Source organism: Thalassotalea montiporae, from assembly GCF_053485855.1.
This window is the reverse complement of the sequence record NZ_JBQRUO010000002.1, coordinates 450,001-469,059: the sequence shown is the minus strand read 5'-3', so window position 1 is coordinate 469,059 and position 19,059 is coordinate 450,001. Positions and strand designations below refer to the sequence as shown.

The 19,059-nt window shown below is 43.0% G+C and carries 22 protein-coding genes; 11 read left to right on the top strand and 11 right to left on the bottom strand.

What is annotated here, in order from left to right; all coding sequences use genetic code 11:
- Positions 1-232: 232 nt before the first annotated feature.
- The 5 genes from ACSLUR_RS08610 (at position 233) to ACSLUR_RS08590 (ending at position 4,489) form a co-directional block, all read left to right on the top strand.
- A complete protein-coding gene (locus ACSLUR_RS08610; RefSeq protein ID WP_448553652.1) occupies positions 233-799 on the top strand; it encodes a DUF4136 domain-containing protein in 567 nt (188 codons plus the stop codon).
- Positions 800-825: 26 nt separating this feature from the next.
- Entirely contained in the window at positions 826-1,365 is a 540-nt protein-coding gene (locus ACSLUR_RS08605; protein WP_448553650.1) for a DUF3016 domain-containing protein, read from the top strand.
- Positions 1,366-1,448: 83 nt separating this feature from the next.
- Complete coding sequence (locus ACSLUR_RS08600; protein WP_448553648.1) at positions 1,449-1,961, top strand: DUF3016 domain-containing protein; 513 nt, start codon at positions 1,449-1,451, stop codon at positions 1,959-1,961.
- Positions 1,962-2,003: 42 nt separating this feature from the next.
- A complete protein-coding gene (locus ACSLUR_RS08595) occupies positions 2,004-2,504 on the top strand; it encodes a DUF3016 domain-containing protein (RefSeq protein ID WP_448553646.1) in 501 nt (166 codons plus the stop codon).
- Between the two features lie 104 nt (positions 2,505-2,608).
- On the top strand, positions 2,609-4,489 hold the full coding sequence (locus ACSLUR_RS08590) for a GGDEF domain-containing protein (RefSeq protein ID WP_448553644.1): 1,881 nt from the start codon (positions 2,609-2,611) through the stop codon (positions 4,487-4,489).
- A 19-nt stretch (positions 4,490-4,508) separates the two neighbouring features.
- Here ACSLUR_RS08590 and ACSLUR_RS08585 read toward each other — a convergent pair whose 3' ends face one another.
- Together ACSLUR_RS08585 and epmB are read right to left on the bottom strand one after the other, a co-directional pair.
- Positions 4,509-4,811, bottom strand: coding sequence for a hypothetical protein (locus tag ACSLUR_RS08585; RefSeq protein WP_116001868.1), 303 nt, complete (start codon positions 4,809-4,811; stop codon positions 4,509-4,511).
- A 32-nt stretch (positions 4,812-4,843) separates the two neighbouring features.
- A complete protein-coding gene (gene epmB, locus ACSLUR_RS08580; protein ID WP_448553642.1) occupies positions 4,844-5,860 on the bottom strand; it encodes an EF-P beta-lysylation protein EpmB in 1,017 nt (338 codons plus the stop codon).
- A gap of 37 nt (positions 5,861-5,897) precedes the next feature.
- On the opposite strand from epmB, the gene efp reads away from it, so the two are divergent.
- The 5 genes from efp (at position 5,898) to panP (ending at position 11,099) form a co-directional block, all read left to right on the top strand.
- Entirely contained in the window at positions 5,898-6,467 is a 570-nt protein-coding gene (gene efp / locus ACSLUR_RS08575; RefSeq protein ID WP_116001866.1) for an elongation factor P, read from the top strand.
- A 171-nt stretch (positions 6,468-6,638) separates the two neighbouring features.
- Complete coding sequence (locus ACSLUR_RS08570; protein WP_448553640.1) at positions 6,639-7,562, top strand: ABC transporter ATP-binding protein; 924 nt, start codon at positions 6,639-6,641, stop codon at positions 7,560-7,562.
- Between the two features lie 10 nt (positions 7,563-7,572).
- The gene (locus tag ACSLUR_RS08565; RefSeq protein ID WP_448553638.1) at positions 7,573-8,346 is read left to right on the top strand and encodes an ABC transporter permease; all 774 of its coding nucleotides are present in this window, start codon (positions 7,573-7,575) and stop codon (positions 8,344-8,346) included.
- A gap of 44 nt (positions 8,347-8,390) precedes the next feature.
- Positions 8,391-9,098 carry a tRNA (guanine(46)-N(7))-methyltransferase TrmB gene (gene trmB, locus ACSLUR_RS08560; protein WP_448554356.1) on the top strand — a complete coding sequence of 236 codons (708 nt, stop codon included), beginning with the start codon at positions 8,391-8,393 and terminating at the stop codon, positions 9,096-9,098.
- Positions 9,099-9,458: 360 nt separating this feature from the next.
- A complete protein-coding gene (gene panP / locus ACSLUR_RS08555; RefSeq protein WP_448553636.1) occupies positions 9,459-11,099 on the top strand; it encodes a pyridoxal-dependent aspartate 1-decarboxylase PanP in 1,641 nt (546 codons plus the stop codon).
- 128 nt (positions 11,100-11,227) lie between these two features.
- Here the strand turns inward: panP and ACSLUR_RS08550 are convergent, their stop codons facing one another.
- Genes ACSLUR_RS08550 through ACSLUR_RS08540 form a run of 3 tightly spaced genes read right to left on the bottom strand, consistent with a single transcriptional unit; the run spans position 11,228 to position 12,485 of the window.
- Positions 11,228-11,746: a hypothetical protein gene (locus ACSLUR_RS08550; RefSeq protein WP_448553634.1), complete on the bottom strand. Its 519-nt coding sequence runs from the start codon at positions 11,744-11,746 to the stop codon at positions 11,228-11,230.
- Positions 11,746-11,985: a helix-turn-helix domain-containing protein gene (locus ACSLUR_RS08545; RefSeq protein WP_448553632.1), complete on the bottom strand. Its 240-nt coding sequence runs from the start codon at positions 11,983-11,985 to the stop codon at positions 11,746-11,748. The genes ACSLUR_RS08550 and ACSLUR_RS08545 overlap by 1 nt, the downstream gene beginning before the upstream one ends.
- Before the next feature lie 2 nt (positions 11,986-11,987).
- Complete coding sequence (locus ACSLUR_RS08540; RefSeq protein ID WP_448553630.1) at positions 11,988-12,485, bottom strand: DUF2975 domain-containing protein; 498 nt, start codon at positions 12,483-12,485, stop codon at positions 11,988-11,990.
- A gap of 186 nt (positions 12,486-12,671) precedes the next feature.
- Here ACSLUR_RS08540 and ACSLUR_RS08535 point away from each other — a divergent pair, with 186 nt between their 5' ends.
- Complete coding sequence (locus tag ACSLUR_RS08535) at positions 12,672-13,478, top strand: hypothetical protein (protein WP_448553628.1); 807 nt, start codon at positions 12,672-12,674, stop codon at positions 13,476-13,478.
- Between the two features lie 133 nt (positions 13,479-13,611).
- Here ACSLUR_RS08535 and panC read toward each other — a convergent pair whose 3' ends face one another.
- The 6 genes from panC to dksA form a co-directional block, all read right to left on the bottom strand.
- The gene (gene panC, locus ACSLUR_RS08530) at positions 13,612-14,463 is read right to left on the bottom strand and encodes a pantoate--beta-alanine ligase (RefSeq protein ID WP_448553626.1); all 852 of its coding nucleotides are present in this window, start codon (positions 14,461-14,463) and stop codon (positions 13,612-13,614) included.
- A gap of 17 nt (positions 14,464-14,480) precedes the next feature.
- Complete coding sequence (gene panB / locus ACSLUR_RS08525; RefSeq protein ID WP_448553624.1) at positions 14,481-15,275, bottom strand: 3-methyl-2-oxobutanoate hydroxymethyltransferase; 795 nt, start codon at positions 15,273-15,275, stop codon at positions 14,481-14,483.
- A gap of 80 nt (positions 15,276-15,355) precedes the next feature.
- Positions 15,356-15,853 carry a 2-amino-4-hydroxy-6-hydroxymethyldihydropteridine diphosphokinase gene (gene folK, locus ACSLUR_RS08520; protein ID WP_448553622.1) on the bottom strand — a complete coding sequence of 166 codons (498 nt, stop codon included), beginning with the start codon at positions 15,851-15,853 and terminating at the stop codon, positions 15,356-15,358.
- A gap of 2 nt (positions 15,854-15,855) precedes the next feature.
- Positions 15,856-17,181, bottom strand: coding sequence for a polynucleotide adenylyltransferase PcnB (gene pcnB, locus ACSLUR_RS08515; protein WP_448554353.1), 1,326 nt, complete (start codon positions 17,179-17,181; stop codon positions 15,856-15,858).
- A gap of 225 nt (positions 17,182-17,406) precedes the next feature.
- Complete coding sequence (gene gluQRS, locus ACSLUR_RS08510; protein WP_448553620.1) at positions 17,407-18,309, bottom strand: tRNA glutamyl-Q(34) synthetase GluQRS; 903 nt, start codon at positions 18,307-18,309, stop codon at positions 17,407-17,409.
- Positions 18,310-18,335: 26 nt separating this feature from the next.
- Entirely contained in the window at positions 18,336-18,779 is a 444-nt protein-coding gene (gene dksA, locus ACSLUR_RS08505) for an RNA polymerase-binding protein DksA (RefSeq protein WP_116001843.1), read from the bottom strand.
- Positions 18,780-19,059 lie beyond the last annotated feature (280 nt).

Sequence of the window (19,059 nt, the reverse complement as noted above, 5' to 3'; positions counted from 1 at the left end):
CATTTGATGTAAATCACAACTTAACGTTTCAAAACCAACTAATTAACTTATTGCTAGCATGAGTCATTAATCGTACATAATGTTGCAAAAATAATATGAAAATCTTGACGATTATCAGTACAATGCCGCGCATTAATTAAGCAGCAAATGCCAGTGTGATCAATGCTAATCCGCTAGTGCTTTTTATTATTCCGCTGTGCGATAGCCTTTACTAAAGGGTTGGTGAAGTTATATGAATAAATTGTGCTACCCACTTATGCTTTTTTGTACTTTACTTGTTTCCGCTTGCGTGCAGACAGTTCAGCCAACAGATAAAGATCAAGTTAGGCAATCTCAACTCGCGATTTCATCAGTTCGAGATATGCCCATCAGCTATGCAAAGGGCGCTAAGTTTTCGTTGTCGCCCAAATTTATTAATGCTTCGTTTAGTCAAGCAGAGCAGGCCAGCATTTACGAGAGCTACAGTAAAGCTATTAATCAAGCGCTACTAGCCGCAGGCTATCAGCCAAGTGATAATGGACAAGGTGAGTTTACAGTTGTTTATGGCTTAGCATTACAGCAAGACCTCCCTGATAGCAAAATCAGTGAAGAGTTTGGTGTATTACCTGGTTTGAGCAGTGCTGAACGTTTGGAAAAAGGCAGTTTTCTTATCTATATTGAAGATAATATTACTAATCAGCGTATCTGGCGCGGTGCAGTGCAAGGCTTTGTTCATCAAGATTTTAGCCCTGCGCAGCGAGAGCAACGTGCCGTTACCGTCGTCAACTCAGTTCTTTCATCGTTTCTCAGCATGAAATAACAATTTATCAGTCGTTTATATTTACTATGATGCAATTTATCCCTGTGTTCACTTCATGTTTTCAGCGTTGTACTCGTGCCGCGATGGTGATGGCAATTTTGTTCTCAACCATGTCTAGTCAGTTATTGGCGGCATCAGTAGAAGTAGAATGGCGCGAGCCTGATAACTATCGTGATATTCACCCCGGTGGTAATAGTCGTGAACAATTTAGAGCAACGACCTTTGCGGACCTAGAGCGTAATTTTGGTGAACTCGCGAAGTCGCTGCCTGATTCGCAAACACTTAAAATAGTTGTTAGAGACCTAGATTTAGCTGGCTATGTGAATGTTGACAGCAAAACACAACGACGTCGCTTTATTTCTAGCACTTACTTCCCACGTATGAAGTTTACTTACAAGCTATATGATGAAGCTGGTCAGGTGATTAAAGCGGGTGGTGCGTATTTGAAAAAGCCTGACTTTATTGCCACAACGGCCAATATTTATAAAGACAAAACCTTAGGTTATGAAAAGCAAATGATTGACCAATGGTATGCTGAAACCTTTATGCCTTCAGAATCTGAATAAATCTTTGTTATTAATTGTAAAGCCGCTGAACCAGCGGCTTTTTTATTGGTCACAATTAATACAACAGAGCAGTAGGTAGAAAAATGAAACATACAAAATTAGTTGTGATGGCAGCAATAGTCGGTACGACGTTAAGTTTTTCATCATTGGCCTTTTCAGCGCAGCCCAATAAGGTAGAAGTCAATTGGACTAATGCTGAAAAGTACCGTGATTTGCGCTCAACTACCGAAACTAAGCGGAATTTTCAGCAACGTTTCTTTAAAGAAATCTCAGCGTATTTAAAGGAGCTATCTCAGTCGCTACCAAAGGGCTATCAATTGAATATGGATGTTACTCAAGTTGATTTGGCGGGGCGAATTACTTTTGTCAGAGGCCAACAAGTACGAATTATCAAAGATATCGACTATCCTAATATGGCGTTTAGCTACCAATTGAAAAATGCAAGTGGCCAGATAATTGCTGAGCAGCAAGCGCAAGTTAAAGGGAAAGCTTTTTTGGCTGGCAGTCAGCATCAGAGTCATCGTATGAAGCCATTTGCTTATGAAAAACAAATGCTTGAAGATTGGTTTGATAAAGAAATTGTTAGTAAATTCTAACTTGAGCCATGCTCTTCAGTTTTATATATAGGAGTACAGCACATGAAATCTATCACTTATAGCTTATTTGCCTTGTTAGTCTCAGCCAGTATGACTTCTGCTCATGCGGGTACGGCAAAAGTTGAATGGACGAATCCTGACGACTATCGCGATATTCGACCGGCCAATGAATCCCGTGAACGGTTTAAGCAGCGCACGTTTAAAGAGCTTGAAACATTTGTGACTAAGCTCGCCGCTAAATTACCAGAAGGGTTTGAGCTTAAATTAAACGTGACCAATTTGGATTTAGCTGGCAATGTAGAATTTGGCCGAACTCAACAAATTCGCATTGTGCGTCAAATTCATTTTCCTAAGATAGACTTTGATTACCAATTGCTTGATGCAAACCAGCAAGCACTGGCTGCTGAGCAGGTTTCGCTTAAAGATATGAACTTTTTACACCATATCAAAACGCGTTCGAGCACCGAGTCGCTAGGGTATGAAAAGCGTATGTTGGAAGACTGGTTTAACAAAACGTTTGCCGCACAACTTCAGAAAACCTAATCAGTCAACAACAAATAATTAATAAACAACTACTTAAAAGTAGTTAATTATTTTTTGATAGAATGATATATAAACTGTGTTGCACTTTCATTTATTGGCAAACAATGCAGTTTTTATCATTATTCTTATGTTTTTCCCTTGTTTCTTTTCAGGTATTTGCCTTCGATTTTCAAGGACGATTGGCAAGCATTCAACAACTCGACAAAGCGGATCAGTTAGCACAATTTGAGCAATTGCTAGCGCAACCGTCGTTATCTCCTCAGCAACGCTTCGAAGCACTTAATGCCTTCACCATGTATTATTTTAGGCAAAGTGAGCTTAGCAATGCGCTTCTGCAAGGGCAAATTACCTACCTGCATACCCAGCAGCACCAACTTGCCGAGCCACAGGCTGCAACCGAGAAACTGCTCGGTATTATTTATTATTACCAAGGCGATCTTAATAATGCCTTGATCTACTACCAGCAAGCGCTGGCTTACTATGAACAGTCGGGCAACAAAGTGCAGCAGGCAAATGTGCTCAATAATGTAGCGTTGGCACAAAGCGCCCAAGGGCATTCACAAGCGGCACTCGCTAGTTATCTAAAAGCAGAGCCTCTGTATTTAAAGCATGGCTCTGAATACGATGCTGTCGATGTTCGGGCAAATATTGCGGGCTTGTATATTTCGTTGCGTCGCTTCGACCAAGCGATCGCTATGCTTGAAAGCGCAGTGACGTATTATCAAAAGCATGGTCATGACAATGACTTAGCAAGAGCACAGGCTGATTTAGGTGTTGCACTGAAATACGCCGGAAATTTTCCGGATGCGTTGGCTCGTTTACAGGCTTCGCTGTCCTATTACCAGCAAAAAGAAGAAAGTTATAACTTAGCTGCGGCGTTGCACAACATTGCTGAGGTTTACTTGTTAATGAAACTGCCTATTAAGGCACAAGCTTACGCTGAGCAAGGGGTAAGCCATAGTCGAGCAAGTGATCACAATAAAGCGCTAGTTGGTAACTTGCAGGTGCTGGCAAAAGCCTGGTATTGGCGTGGCGATGCCTTGCAAGCGCAGCTTTATTTGCGCGAGGGCTTAAAACTCGCGGATGAACTAGATTACCAGTCATCGCTCGCTTCACTATTCATTCTCAATGCACTAATTGAAGCAGCACTCGAGCAGCCAGAAAAAGCAATTGCTGCTGAGCAAGCTTATCAGGCGCTAGAGCGCAATCGGTTTAATACTGAGTTAAATACTATGCTGGCAGAGTCTGAAGCACTTCAATTGCAGCAAAAACTTGAGGTTGTGCAGCAACAAAAAGCCTATCAGGCAGAGTTGAATCGAAATAAAACAGTTGAAGAGCGCTATTTATTTGCAGCACTTACATTACTATTTCTAGTCATGTTTTTGGCTTATAAAAAGTTACGCGATTTCCACTTAAATAAAGAGTTGGCGTTGCAGGTAGAACTGCAAACTGAAAAGCTTACGCGCGTTAATCAACAATTATTGCAAGCTTCATTAGAAGACGGCCTAACTGGCATTCAGAATCGACGAAGTTTTGATGCTGATATTCGCAAGTTATGGCAAAAATTTACACTACACAATCAAAACTTTGCCTTGATGTTTATCGATATTGATCATTTTAAGGTATTTAACGATAAGTTTGGTCACGTTGCTGGCGACAAGGTCTTGCGAGATGGGGCGCAGGTATTTAGTCAAACCATGCCAAACGGAGCGGTGGTTTATCGGTATGGCGGGGAAGAATTTGCGGTATTAATTGATGGTCTTGATGAAACTATTTGTTGCCGTGAGGGTGTGCGCAGTATTTATAAGGAGATTCAATCTTGCCTAGTGAGCTATAGTGCGCCTGAGCAAGCATCCATCACGGTGAGTGCCGGCACTTGCTTTGCTGATGAAAAAGCTGAATCGCTAAATGAGCTTATTAATGTGGCAGATCAACGCTTGTATCAAGCAAAACGAGCTGGCCGAGATCAGCTCGTTTGCCAATAACCTGTATGTGTAAGAACGACTATGTGTAAGATTGTTCGAAGTTTGCCAGCACGGTAAAAAGTTGTTCAATTTTCTTTACCAGCGCGACCAGTAACTCTTTATTTTGCGATTGTTGCCATTGCAAAAGGTCGTCAGCGACTTCTTCGACATAAGGTTGGAAGGTATTTGCAGATGACTTAAAGCCTGCATCTGCAGTGAAAATTGCTGAAAAGCCCGCTTTTTTCTCTTCGCGCAGTTGCGCAAGGGTGGCGTCAGCAGCCAAAGATTTCTTTAAAATAATCGAAATATTATCAATCAGTTGTTGGTTTACAGCGTCAGACATAACAAATGAAGTAGTGGGAATAGTTGGCGTTATTATCGCAAATTAATCGGGGTTTTGTTAGGTTCGCCCGCAATTTCCCGTACCAGTTTGGGCATTAGGTAGCCCGGCAATATGGTCATTAATTCATTTACAATGCTAATGGCACGCGCTTCGCTAATATCAAAATGCGTTGCACCTTTTACTTTGTCTAACAAAAACAAGTAATAAGGTTGAATGCCGCTATCAAACAGGCGCTCACTCAATTGAGCTAATGTGCGCGCGTCATCATTGATCCCTTTGAGCAAGACGTTTTGGTTAAACAACGGAATGCGTTCAGCACGCAGTTTTTCAATAGCTTGTTCAACCTCTTGGTCGATTTCATTCGGGTGATTAATATGAAATACCATAGTGGCTTTAAGGCGAGTGTTGGAGAGCATGTTAACTAAGCTGTCGGTGATACGCGCTGGGATCACCACAGGTAGGCGGGTGTGTATACGCAATCTGGTGACATGCGCAATTGCCGATATTTGCTCAACTAGCCATTGCAAATGTTGATCGTTAGCCATTAATGGATCGCCACCGCTAAAAATCACTTCGTTTATTTCATTGCGCTCGGCAATATAGTCCAGTGCTTGTTGCCAGCGGGCTTTATTCGGGCTGTTATCTTGGTATGGAAAATGGCGACGAAAGCAGTAGCGACAATTTACCGCGCAGCCACTTTTAACAATCATCAACACCCGATGTTTGTATTTATGCAGTAACCCTTCGGCAGCCGTTTCATGCTCGCCGAGCGGATCACTGACAAAGCCGTCAAGTTCAATAAACTCATCACTTACTGGCATCACTTGCTTTAACAGCGGGTCGTTAATATCGCCCAGTTGCATCCGCGAGATAAATGGCCTTGGCACACGCACGGGAAATAACTTACGGGCGTTAAAGTGTTCAAGATATTGCTCAGGGTCTATGGCTAACAACTCAAGTAGCTCACGGGGATCGGTTACGACATCAGCCAACTCTTTTTGCCAAGAAGTGTGCAAATCTGGTTGAATTTGAGTTATTATCTGCGGCATTTGTTAATCTAATCTCTCGAAAGTTAAGCGAGTATTTATGGCTTCTTTTAGTACAAACCAATTTAAAGCTGGTCTGAAATTAATGATCGACGGCGAGCCTTGTAACATTCTTGAAAACGAAATCGTTAAACCAGGTAAAGGCCAAGCATTTAACCGCGTTAAAATCCGTAAATTAATCTCTGGTAAAGTACTAGAGAAAACCTTCAAGTCAGGTGAATCTGTTGAAGGTGCTGATGTAATGGATTCAGATCTTGGTTATTTATATGCCGACGGCGAATTCTGGCATTTTATGAATAACGAAACTTTTGAGCAAGTTGCTGCTGACGAAAAAGCGATTGGCGACAATGCGAAATGGTTAGTAGAAGGTGACATTTGTACGATCACTTTCTGGAATGGCAACCCTATTTCAGTTGCGCCACCTAACTTCGTTGAGTTAGAAGTGACTGAAACAGATCCTGGCTTAAAAGGTGACACAGCGGGTACTGGTGGTAAACCAGCTACGTTAAGCACAGGCGCTGTTGTACGCGTACCATTATTTGTACAAATTGGCGAAGTGGTTAAGTGTGATACCCGTAGCGGCGAATACGTCTCTCGCGCTGGTAAGTAACTTAGCGTTACAGCTAACCAAACGTGATAAAAGCTCGCTACGGCGAGCTTTTTTTAGCGCTAATTTTCGCACTAATTTCGGTATTAGCTGAGTTGAAAAGCACAGCTTTGACCTCATAATTACTAGTTCGATAACGTTAAGCTCTCCATAGTTAAAGTTAAGGTTGCGTTCATGACCCCCGCATTAGAAATCAAAGATTTACAAAAAATATATAAAGGCGACTTTCACGCCCTAAAAGGTATTAGCTTGTCGGTTGAACAGGGCGACTTTTTTGCCTTGCTTGGCCCTAATGGAGCGGGTAAATCCACTTCAATCGGCGTGATCACATCGTTAGTGAATAAAACCTCTGGCACCGTTAAAGTGTTTGGCCACGATATTGATAAAGAGTTAGAAAAAGCGAAAAGCTTTATCGGCTTAGTGCCACAGGAATTTAACTTTAACCAGTTTGAATCTTTAATGCGTATTCTGGTCAACCAAGCGGGTTATTATGGGGTTGAGCGCAGTGTGGCAGTAGAGCGTGCGGAAAAGTACCTAAAGCAACTGGATTTATGGGAAAAGCGTGACAACGCTGCCCGTATGCTCTCGGGTGGTATGAAGCGCCGTTTAATGATCGCTCGTGCCTTAATGCATGAGCCAAAAGTGCTTATTCTGGACGAGCCAACGGCAGGTGTCGATATTGAGCTACGTCGCTCAATGTGGGAGTTTCTGCGCGAGCTGAACGCTCAGGGAATCACCATTATTTTGACCACTCACTACTTAGAAGAAGCTGAAATGCTGTGTCGCAATATTGCCATTATCGACAGTGGTCAGATTGTTGAAAATACTAGCATGAAGCAGTTATTGGCAACCTTAGATATTGAAACTTTTGTCTTAGATTTGCCAGCCAATAGCGTTAAACCTAGCCTGCAAGATTTTACCTATCGTGTCATTGATGACCATACGCTTGAAGTGGACGTTAAAAAAACACAAGGGCTAAACGGCGTATTTGCCCAGCTTTCAGAGCAGGGCGTACAAGTATTAAGTATGCGTAATAAGTCAAACCGATTAGAAGAGCTTTTCGTGCGACTCGTTGCTAATAACGAAGCAGAGGCATAAGGAGAAACAGATGAGCTCAACTACCAACTTTATTGCATTAAAAAGTATTATGCACAAAGAAGTGCATCGTTTTATGCGAATTTGGGTGCAAACCTTAGTACCACCGGCGATCACGATTAGCTTATATTTCGTTATATTTGGCTCGCTGATTGGCTCACGTATTGGTGAAATGGGCGGCTTTGATTATATGTCGTTTATTGTGCCGGGTCTGATCATGATGAGTGTGATTACAAACTCCTACTCAAATGTGGCCTCGTCGTTTTTTAGCGCAAAATGGCAGCGAAATGTCGAAGAAATGTTGGTGGCACCAGTGCCAAACTGGGTGATTGTTGCTGGCTATGTTGGCGGCGGTATGGCGCGTGGTATTTTAGTGGGCGCTATTGTCACTTGTATTGCTATGTTCTTTACTAACATTCAAATTCATAACTTTGCCGTGATTATTATCACAGTGGCGTTAACTTCTGCGGTGTTTGCCCTTGGTGGCTTAATCAACGCAGTATTTGCCGGCAGCTTTGATGATATTTCAATTATTCCAACTTTTGTTTTAACACCGTTAACTTACTTAGGCGGCGTGTTTTACTCAATAAGCTTGTTGCCTGAATTCTGGCAAGGTGTTTCGCAACTGAACCCTATTGTGTATATGGTTAATGCGTTTCGCTACGGCTTTTTAGGCATTAGCGATATTGACCTAACCGTTGCTTTCGCAGTGTTGGGTGTTTTCATCGTTGGATTATGGTCAACGGCGATGTACTTGATTCGCAAAGGCATTGGCCTAAGAAGCTAATGCCTAAGAAGTTAATGGCGAACAAGCTAATGTCTGAGCAAATTATGCCTGATCAAAATAACCAAAATGATGCGCTTAGTGGCGACTCCAAAGCGATTGTTACTAATCAAGATGGGGTACACGAAAAGCTAGCGCAGATAGTGCAAAAGCACTTATCGCACCGCTTTGAGAAACCTTTTCAACAGCACACCCTGACCGCTTTTGAAGCGCTTGATGCGAAAGTGAGAGCATGGGGGGGTGATGTTATTCTTGATGCCTGCTGCGGCGTTGGGCAAAGTACCCGTTTACTTGCCAAGCAAAACCCTAACGCGATAGTTATTGGCGTGGATAAGTCTGCGCACCGCGTAAACCGCAATGTCGAAGAACACTTTCCGGTAGATTTAGCTGGCGTGACTAACTTTGAAATTATTCGCGCCGACCTGAATGACTTTTACCGTTTAGTGGCAAAAGCAAACTGGCCGATCGCCAAGCACAATATTTTGTACCCAAATCCTTGGCCTAAAGCTAAACATATTCAGCGTCGCTGGCATGGTGCAGCAGTCTTTCCTAGCATAATCCAAATTGGCGAAACCATTGAGCTACGCAGTAACTGGCGCCTGTATTTGGAAGAGTTTTTAATCGCAGCTAAGCTGGCTGGCCGAGAAGGGCAGATCACTGAGATCAAATTAGCCGAGGGCGATACGCCAATTACACCATTTGAAGCTAAGTTTATTAACAGCGGTCAGCAATGTTGGCAATTAACCATAAGCTAGTGATTTTCACTAATTTTACTTGTTAAAAATACTAATACTGTTTGTTTATATTTTAGCTTTTTCATAAAAAGCCAATATAACCATAGAGTTATAGAGTTGGCGTAAATATTGATGGACTCCTTGTTCAATGCAAGGAGAACTCAATGTCTAACACCATCAAAAAAGATGTACTAACTAAAGCATTTGTTTTAATTACCCTTTCTCAAGCCTGCCTGATCTATATCGGGTAGCGCCTTCGTAACACCCTCGTAGCTCAACGCTATGGTGGCAATAACACAAAGAAACGAGACATTTTCGACGATTTTGATTAAACTGCCGCATTCGTTTTGAACATAGAAAAGCTTTATTTAACGGTAATGTATGACGGCAGGTAAACGCGCGGCGGAAGTATCATTAGAGTCGATGCACCGTATCTTTACAATTCCTGAAGCCCCAGACTCGACTTTAGGTCGAATTGAGAAAGAGATCTCAGAAAATCTGGCGGGCTTTTTAGGTAATCATATCGTTGCTACGGAGCAAGCACTCACCGAGATCGAAAAGGACTTTGCAGGCTCTAGTATTCCTGAGCAACCAGCATTTGTATCTGATCACACCCATCACTTGCTTGATAAGCTAGTGTCGCGCTCGGTTCATACTTCAAGCCCAAGCTTTATTGGTCATATGACCTCAGCTTTGCCGCATTTCTTGTTGCCATTATCAAAGCTGATGGTAGGTTTGAACCAAAACTTGGTAAAAATTGAAACCTCCAAGGCCTTCACGCCATTAGAGCGCCAAGTTTTAGGCATGATGCATCGCCTAGTGTATCTCGATTCTGATGACTTTTATCAGTCGTGGATGCACAGCGCCAATCACTCACTCGGCGCGTTTTGCTCTGGTGGTACAGTAGCAAACCTGACGGCCTTGTGGGTTGCCCGCAATAACATGCTAAAAGCTGATGGCGACTTTAAAGGCGTTGCCCGTGAAGGCTTATTTAATGCACTTAAGCACTATGGTTACGATGGTTTAGCAATCTTAGTATCTGATCGCGGTCACTACTCGTTGAAGAAGTCTGCAGATGTACTGGGCTTGGGCCAAGATAGCGTGATCGCGATTCCAACCGATGAATACAATCGCATTGACTGCCAGCAATTGGCGGCGAAATGTCAGGAGCTAACTGACAAAAATATTCGTGTGCTAAGCATTGTTGGTGTTGCGGGTACTACGGAAACCGGCAATATTGACCCACTCGCTGATATGGCCGCAATTGCTCAGCAATTTAAGTGTCACTTCCACGTCGACGCGGCTTGGGGCGGAGCAACTCTACTGTCGAACAAATACCGTGATTTACTTGCGGGTATAGAGCAAGCCGACTCAGTAACGATTGATGCTCATAAGCAAATGTATGTGCCAATGGGCGCTGGCTTAGTGGTCTTTAAAAACCCATCATCGGTCGCGGCCATTGAGCATCATGCTGAATATATTCTGCGTAAAGGCTCAAAAGACTTAGGTAGTCATACGTTAGAGGGTTCACGCCCGGGTATGGCAATGTTAGTTTATGCCAGCTTGCATATTATTAGTCGCCCGGGTTATGAGCTTTTGATCAATCAAGCGATTGAAAAAGCAAAGTACTTTGCCAAGATCATTCGTGAACACAGCGAATTTGAATTAGTGACAGAGCCTGAGCTGTGTTTGCTTACTTATCGTTATGTGCCATCTCAAGTGCAAGCGTTTATGGCGGGTGCTGACGTTGAAACCAATCAAGCGATAAACAAAGTCATTGATAAACTCACCAAGCATATTCAAAAAACACAACGTGAAGCGGGTAAGTCGTTCGTTTCGCGTACGCGTATTGAAGTTCAAAAATACGGTGGTGAGAAAGTGCTCGTATTCCGTGTAGTACTGGCAAACCCGTTGACTACGGAAGAGATATTGCATGATGTGCTTACTGAGCAAGTAGAAGTTGCACAAAGTAGTATTAAATTTTTGCCAGAGCTATTGGCAAAAATTAGCAACTCGAATTAGATTAATTCAATTAGTACTTAATACCTCATTGATATCAAAAAGCCGCGTTTATTCGCGGCTTTTTAGTAGCATAAATACTTAGCTTAATTTTGCGCTTTGAAAGCTGCTATATTTTCACGGCCTTTATCTTACGAGAATAAAGCACTGATCGCGCTTCGGATAAAATCAAAGACTGAATAGCCAAGAATTATCCCTCCTGCAGCTAATATGAGAGGTAAAGCCCAGTTCTGCTCAAAGATCCCTTCGGTTAATGAGTACAAAACACTTAGCATATAAAACAAGAACGCGAGTTTTAGCGTGCGCTGCGGTGGTTTAATTTCTTCTACCCATTGGCTTTCGTGACCTTTGAAAATAAGTTTTTCATCATGATCCCCCAATCGCTTATCGAAGAAAAATTGACTTTGTTTTTCGATAATTCGCTTATTGTTGGTCAGCGTAATTTGATATTCACCACTGCTCCATGATGAAATAGTACGATGCAAATTCAGCGTTTCGTTATTAATGTTAATGGTTAGTGAGTTAACGGACTTAAACCACTGTGTTGGCTTTGCAATCAGGTCCTCATTTAAATAAACCTTTTCACGGCCCATAAAATCAACGGTATAACGAATTTGGTGTTCTTGATAGGTAAAATCAAAGCTTAACATTAGGCTTCCTTTTCCACATGACTGGGTGAGCTAGAGTCTTCTTCAAAAGCAAGAATATCGCCCGGTTGGCAGTTTAAGTGCTGACATATGGCTTCTAGCGTACTAAAGCGGATTGCCTTGGCGCGCCCAGCTTTTAGCACGCTCAAATTTTGCGGGGTAATGCCAATCGCCGCCGCTAGGTCATTTAGCTTCATTTTCCGCTGCGCAAGCACTACGTCTAAATTAACAATAACAGGCATAATTAAATGGTTAACTCCTGCTCTTCTTCTAACTCTCGTGAAATTTTGGTAACGGCAGCGGCAAGGTGCAGGCAATAGCCAATAACGGCGACCACAAAATCCGCAGAGCCAAGATAAAGCGTTGTAAAGCTAAAATCTTCACCTTGATTAGCGAGTACTAAGTATTCCGTTGTGATCATTATGCCAGGCTTGATAATAAGCCCATATGAAATGGCTAGCTTAGCGATGGTTTTAAATACGTTAAGTACGTTAGCGGTAAAAAACTCCCCTTGAATGTATAAGTTGAAGATTTTGTGCACCAACAAGAGGAAAACAAATGAAGTGGGAACGGTGATCATAAGATTAAAGAAAACTGGATCGCTAGCAAACTCTGCCACTCCTTTTTTACTGATAATGGCAATGCCTCCAACCAAGCTCATTAGGGTCATAATGCCCATAAAAATAGTAAAGCCCATTATCTTGCCTTGATTTAGCTGGCAAAGCTTTTGAAATGCAATCATAGAAACCTCCTTTTGGTGATAATGTAGACATTAAAAATTTATTTTTCAATAATAAGTTATCGAAAAACGATAAATATTTGTCGTTAATTACACAATTAGAGACATGCTAACGTTTATTTTCTATTGTGAATTAGTTAGCGTAAGGTGTTTGAACTTAGGTTACTCAATTCATTAAAGGAGTTTTCATTGAGAAAAATAGCAATTTTGTTATCACTTTTACTTCAGGCCGTATCAATAGGTTATGTGATGGCAAAAGATGTGTCGCTAAAGCCGGGGTTATATGAAGGCATTAGCGAGCATGAATTTGTCTTGCTGCAGTTAAACGAGAACGGCAATCACAAGATCTTCAAAATGAACATTCCAAGTGCCTTTCAGCATGGAAAACAACGGGATTTTAGTGAGCAAAATATACACTGTGACCAACTGCGATGCCTTATCACGTTTGATACTGAAGGTACGGACTATATTGATTACCTCAGCTTAGCGCCAGAATACGAGGATTCGTCGAACGTTATGGTGTTCGAACAAACTAAAAGCCGAGCGGGAGAGCCTATGGTTTCCAGAGCATATCAACTAAGTTATCAGAAAAATCGCTCAACTATTCGTGAATATTGGAGTAAATATCGAGAAACCATCGACAAACTGTTAGCGCTACCTGAGCAGGGTATCTATGGGTTATGGGTAGGTACTATTAGGAAAGACGATAAAGTTGAGTTGTTGAGCTTAGCTGTTTATCCAGATCAGCCAAGCACGCTTACCAAATTCTTTTTGGGCATGGGTATCACCAATGAAACCAGCTTTGAACCACAGCAGTTGGTGAAAGAAAATGGCGCCTATCGTATCCAAACATCGCACCCTAGCTTTGCCAATCAGTTATTGCTGGTGCCAATGTATGAAAATGCATTAAATGGTTATGCCTTTCACACTGCCAAAACCCATTCGTGGATTGATGGGAGCTTTCAACTTTACCGAGTGAAAGAAGAAAAGCGTTAGTTTCGTTTTTACGAACACTAACGCTTTGGTGATAATTTAATAATTTGTGGTTATCAAGTAACAAGTCGGCATCAAAACAATGAGGTTTGATGATTCATTACTTGCTATATGATTTGTTATATTACTTGCTACATCACTTGCTAATGGTGACCTGCAAATTATCAATCAATCTGGCTTTACCGCAGTATGCAGCAGCTAAAATAACAAGCTCGTTATCGTCTTCGCTGGCAGGTTGCAGGGTGCGGGCATGAACAATATTGAGGTAGTCAACTTGCATGCCGGCGGCATTGATTTTCGCTTCGGCTTGTTTGGCTAGGCCAATAAAGTCGTCGTTATTTTGAATTTGCTCGGCAAGCCACTGCATGTTTTGGTAAAGCGCAGGCGCATTAGCTTTTTCTTCTGCCGTTAGGTAGCCGTTGCGAGAGCTCATGGCAAGGCCACTGTCTTCGCGTTTGGTTGGGACTGGCACAATGTCAATCGGCATGTTCAAGTCTTCAACCATGGTCTGAATCACTTGCACTTGCTGATAGTCTTTTAAGCCAAAGCAAGCAATGTCAGGCTGTACTAAGTTAAAGAGTTTACAGACAACCGTTGCTACGCCGCGAAAATGGCCAGGGCGACTTTCACCGCAGTAACCGTCAGACACTTGTAATACTTCAACATAGCTTTGCTTATCTAATCCTTTCGGATAGACAATATCAGGTGTTGGTGTAAAGAGTAGATCTGTGCCTTCTGCCGTTAGTTTCTCTTGATCGGCTTCCATCGTGCGCGGGTAATTATCGATATCTTCCCCCGCACCAAATTGCATTGGATTGACAAAAATACTCGCCACTACTTTGTCGGCGCGTTGCTTGGCTGCTTTAACTAAGGCTAAGTGGCCTTGGTGTAAATTACCCATGGTCGGCACAAAACCAATGGTTAAACCTTGTTTTTGCCACGCTTTTATTTGCGTGCGTAACGACTGAATATCACTAACAACTTGCATTGAAACTCTGCCCTTACCTAGCTAAAAATGTGGTCTTCGCCAGGGAAGTTACCATTTGCCACTTCATCGATATAAAGTTCGATAGCTTGCTTAATATCGCCTGTATCTTTGAGGAAGTTGCGTGAGAATTTTGGCATGTAGCTGCACGAAATACCTAATGCGTCGTGCATTACTAAGATTTGGCCATCAGTATGGCGACCTGCGCCAATGCCGATGGTTGGAATACTGACCGCTTCACTAATCGCTTTGCCGAGGCTTTCTGGAATGCACTCAAGTACGAGTAATTGAATGCCTGCCGCTTCCAATGCTTTAGCTTCTTTAATCATAGCCTGTGCTTGCGCTTGTTCACGCCCTTGTACTTTAAAGCCACCAAATACATTCACTGACTGCGGTGTAAGGCCTAAGTGACCACATACTGGAATACCGCGCTCTACTAAGCCTTTAATGGTATCAACCAACCAGCTACCGCCTTCCATTTTGACAATTGAAGCGCCCGCTTGCATTAACTTAGTAGCGTTTTCAAAAGCTTGTTCTTTGGTGGCATAGCTCATAAATGACAAGTCACTAATAATCAGCGTGTTTTCAACGCCAGCTTTAACACAGCGTGTGTGGTAAGCCATATCTTCGACGGTTACAGGCAAGGTATCGTCGTTACCTTGTAATACCATTCCGAGTGAATCACCAATAAGAATAGCGTGAATACCCGCTTGATCGAAAAGCTTAGCAAAGCTGGCATCGTAGGCGGTGATGGTGGAAATTTTCTCACCATTTTGTTTCATTTTTAATAGCTTAGATGTTGTAATTTTAGCCATAATTTTTTCCGAGTAAGTGACGTTGCACCTTAGTCAATCAAACCACTAGCATAGCTAACGGTTAACACTAGCTTGCTCAGCTAGTTAAGTTGCAACTTACCATAAATTTTTAACCCGTTAGTTGCAATCGCTTTACTTAATTCACTAACGAGATCACCATCAGGTAACACAAGTTGAGGGGCAATTTCTGCCAAAGGGCGTAGTACAAATTCGCGCTCTTTCATACCGTAATGCGGAATGATTAAGCGCTCATTATTAATAATTTGTTGGTCGAATAAGATGATATCCAAGTCGAGAATACGCGGACCCCAGCGATCGCCTTTACGCACGCGACCGGCTTGCTTTTCTATCGCCTGTAGTGCATCCAGTAATTCAATTGGCGTCAGCTCTGTATCAAGTGCCAGCACTGCGTTCATATAATCTGGCTGGTCTTGAGGGCCCATAGGACGACTAAAGAATAGGCTTGAAAGTGCAGCAATACGCGAGCGCTCTATTGTGCTGATCGCATCAACCGCTTGTTGAATTTGCTTTGCGGGCTCTGCAAGGTTACTGCCTAAACCAATATACGCGGTTGCCATGCCTATTCAGCCTTGCCAGCACTTGCTTTACGCGGCTTGCGGCGTTTTCGCACGGAACGGCGTGCCGGGCGGCTGCCAGCAACCGACTTAATCATCATTTGTTGTGATTCTGGTGACGCTTCTTGGAAATCGGTCCACCATTTGGCGAGCTGGGCTGTTTCACCGCCTTCAATTTCACCGCGCAATAGCAAGAAGTCATAACCGGCTCTAAATTTAGGGTGCTCAAACGCTTTGTAAGCGCGCTTGCCTTCACGACGAGCAAGCTTGTCTTGCAGTATCCAAATATCTTTCATTGGCGCTTGGAAGCGTTTCGGCACGGCAATGCTGCGTTGCTGCTCCGACATTACTTCGTGTAGCGCAGCGAAAAATGCGTCTTGCGGCGTTAATTGCGTTGTTTGTCTCAACTGTGTGACTTGGCGAGACAATGGGTACCATAAGAAGGCAGCGAGTAAAAATGCTGGCGTTACTCTTTGGTTGGTATTAATGCGCTGATCTGTGTTGCTCATTGCTAGTTGAATAAAGCGCGACATATGGTCTTCAGCCTGCGCTTGTTCAGCTATTAAGCTTTGTTCAACAATTGGGAATAGGTACTCAAAAAGTCCGTAGTCTCTAAGCATGTGAAAATTCGCTAATGCTTTGCCTGAAACAAATAGCTTTAGGAACTCTTCAAACATACGTGCTGGTGGAATATTGAGCAGCAAATTAGCCAGAGGCTTAATGGGCTGAGCCGTTTCTTCGCCAATTTCCATATCTAATTTAGTGGCAAAACGCACTGCGCGCAGCATTCGCACAGGGTCTTCGCGGTAGCGTGTTTCAGGGTCGCCAATTAAACGAATTAAACGCTGTTCAATATCCGCAACACCACCAGCAAAATCGTAAATGTTGAAGTTTTCTACGCTGTAGTACAGGGCATTGATGGTAAAGTCGCGACGCTCGGCATCTTCATCAATCGAGCCGTAAATATTGTCGCGAAGAAGCATACCATCAGCACTTTGCTTGGATGTTTTCTTACACTCTTTTTGCTTGTCACTCGCGCTGTCGTGGTGACCACGGAAAGTGGCAACTTCGATAATATCGCGGCCAAAAACAATATGAGCTAAGCGAAAGCGTCTACCAATTAAGCGACAATTGCGAAATAACGCTTTAATTTGCTCTGGTGTTGCGTTCGTGGCGATATCAAAATCTTTGGGCTCGATGCCGAGCAACATGTCACGCACACCACCGCCGACAAGGTAGGCGTCATAACCCCCTTTTTTCAGGCGATAGAGTACCTTTAGCGCATTATCGCTAATAAATTTACGTGACACTGTGTGCTGGTCACGAGCAATGACAATAGGAAATGACTGATCAGCCGCACTAGCACTTTCTTGCTTAGCTTTGTCTCGACTCAGTACTTTTTTACACAAATTGATAACGCGTTTAATAATAACAACCTCGGAATACAAAGAACGTCTAAGACGCAAGTCTCAAAACGGCGCAATTTTAACCTAGCCACCAACAAAAGAGAATGAAAACTATCGGCAATTAGAATAAAAGTTCTAATACAATGAATGCTATGCAGGCAATGCGATGCTTGCTTGTTTAGGCACATTCGTTAATTGCCAGTGTTCGACTGCCCACGCGAGTATTTCTTCTGGTGTACCATCGTTTAGCTGCGCTGGGGGCTGCTGGCCTAAAAAGTCTAACGCACTGATGATACTGGCTTGTGGCGCTTTGCGATCAATTGCTGGCGCCTTATTTTGCTTACTTAGCTTATAGCCATCATGTGTAGTGATCAGCGGCACATGCGCATATTGCGGCGCAGCGACACCAAAGGTTTGATAAAGCGTAAGCTGTCGAGCGGTTGGCTCAAGCAAATCACAGCCGCGTACTATATGGGTAATGCCCTGATCGATGTCGTCACTGACCACAGCCAATTGGTAGGCGTACAAGCCGTCTTTGCGCTTGATAATAAAGTCTTCACCAGCAAGTGCTGGGTCGCATTGCACCTTACCTTGAATTAAATCTTGGTAGTTGTCTGCTTTACATTGATTGCGAATGCGAACGGCATGTGCAGGATAAGGCAAGTGTAAGTGTTGGCAGTGACCGCTATAAATACCGCCGCTAGCCTTTATTTGCGCACGAGTACAGGCACAGGCATAGGTTAAGTTATGCGTTGCAAGTTCACTTAATACTTGTTCATAAAGGGCAGATTGCTGGCTTTGATAACGTACTTGTTCATCCCAATGCAGACCATAGTCTTCAAGGGTACGCAGTATTTCGTCGGCTGCACCTGCTTGTTCACGTGGTGGATCAATATCTTCAATGCGCACTAACCACAGGCCATTGTTGGCCTTAGCGTCTAAATAGCTAGCCAGCGCCGTTAATAAAGAACCAAAATGAAGTAAACCAGAGGGAGAGGGAGCAAAGCGGCCGCGATATTGGGTACTTGGCCGCTGTATTAGCGAAAACGCCATCGATTGTTGGTAGCTCGCTTAGCGCGTTAGCCCGCCATTTGGCGTTCTTTGATTTCTGCTAGCGTTTTACATTCAATGCATAAATCGGCAGTAGGGCGCGCTTCTAAGCGGCGAATACCAATTTCAATGCCACATGAATTACAGAAACCAAAATCGTCTTCTTCGATTAGCTGTAGTGTTTTCTCGATTTTCTTGATCAGTTTACGCTCGCGGTCACGGGTACGTAATTCTAAGCTGAACTCTTCTTCTTGCGCTGCACGGTCAACTGGATCAGGAAAGTTTGCTGCTTCGTCTTGCATGTGAGTTACTGTGCGATCAACTTCTTCACGCAATTGGTTACGCCAAGCTTCTAAAATCTTTTTAAAATGCTCTAGCTGGTCAGCGTTCATGTACTCTTCACCAGCTTTTTCCTGGTATGGCGCTACGCCAGCTAACGCGAGAATGCCTAATGCTTTTTGTTTGTCTGGCATGCTGAATCTCCTAATGCTACTAGTCCAGTATGGGGAGTAATGTTACTCACTTGCTAAGCCATCTGACTTCAATTGCCAAAATCAGGTCTTACGACCTAGTCACCATTTTACTATCAAGGCTATATTGTGCTTCGAGCTATGGTTTTCAAGAGAAAGTTACGAATAAATAAGGTAAAGCAATAAATTCAATAAGTTAATCCATTAAGTTACACTTAGTTGCTGTCCATTTCTCAACAAGCAAGCTCTTTTAGCAATATTTACTAGGTTTAGTCAATCTTTT

Coding starts and splice junctions, on each gene's coding strand:
- ACSLUR_RS08610 (WP_448553652.1), top strand. CDS start 233: ATGAATAAATTGTGCTACCCACTTATGCTTTTTTGTACTTTACTTGTT.
- ACSLUR_RS08605 (WP_448553650.1), top strand. CDS start 826: ATGATGCAATTTATCCCTGTGTTCACTTCATGTTTTCAGCGTTGTACT.
- ACSLUR_RS08600 (WP_448553648.1), top strand. CDS start 1,449: ATGAAACATACAAAATTAGTTGTGATGGCAGCAATAGTCGGTACGACG.
- ACSLUR_RS08595 (WP_448553646.1), top strand. CDS start 2,004: ATGAAATCTATCACTTATAGCTTATTTGCCTTGTTAGTCTCAGCCAGT.
- ACSLUR_RS08590 (WP_448553644.1), top strand. CDS start 2,609: ATGCAGTTTTTATCATTATTCTTATGTTTTTCCCTTGTTTCTTTTCAG.
- ACSLUR_RS08585 (WP_116001868.1), bottom strand. CDS start 4,811: ATGTCTGACGCTGTAAACCAACAACTGATTGATAATATTTCGATTATT.
- epmB (WP_448553642.1), bottom strand. CDS start 5,860: ATGCCGCAGATAATAACTCAAATTCAACCAGATTTGCACACTTCTTGG.
- efp (WP_116001866.1), top strand. CDS start 5,898: ATGGCTTCTTTTAGTACAAACCAATTTAAAGCTGGTCTGAAATTAATG.
- ACSLUR_RS08570 (WP_448553640.1), top strand. CDS start 6,639: ATGACCCCCGCATTAGAAATCAAAGATTTACAAAAAATATATAAAGGC.
- ACSLUR_RS08565 (WP_448553638.1), top strand. CDS start 7,573: ATGAGCTCAACTACCAACTTTATTGCATTAAAAAGTATTATGCACAAA.
- trmB (WP_448554356.1), top strand. CDS start 8,391: ATGCCTGATCAAAATAACCAAAATGATGCGCTTAGTGGCGACTCCAAA.
- panP (WP_448553636.1), top strand. CDS start 9,459: ATGACGGCAGGTAAACGCGCGGCGGAAGTATCATTAGAGTCGATGCAC.
- ACSLUR_RS08550 (WP_448553634.1), bottom strand. CDS start 11,746: ATGTTAAGCTTTGATTTTACCTATCAAGAACACCAAATTCGTTATACC.
- ACSLUR_RS08545 (WP_448553632.1), bottom strand. CDS start 11,985: ATGCCTGTTATTGTTAATTTAGACGTAGTGCTTGCGCAGCGGAAAATG.
- ACSLUR_RS08540 (WP_448553630.1), bottom strand. CDS start 12,485: ATGATTGCATTTCAAAAGCTTTGCCAGCTAAATCAAGGCAAGATAATG.
- panC (WP_448553626.1), bottom strand. CDS start 14,463: ATGCAAGTTGTTAGTGATATTCAGTCGTTACGCACGCAAATAAAAGCG.
- panB (WP_448553624.1), bottom strand. CDS start 15,275: ATGGCTAAAATTACAACATCTAAGCTATTAAAAATGAAACAAAATGGT.
- folK (WP_448553622.1), bottom strand. CDS start 15,853: ATGGCAACCGCGTATATTGGTTTAGGCAGTAACCTTGCAGAGCCCGCA.
- gluQRS (WP_448553620.1), bottom strand. CDS start 18,309: ATGGCGTTTTCGCTAATACAGCGGCCAAGTACCCAATATCGCGGCCGC.
- dksA (WP_116001843.1), bottom strand. CDS start 18,779: ATGCCAGACAAACAAAAAGCATTAGGCATTCTCGCGTTAGCTGGCGTA.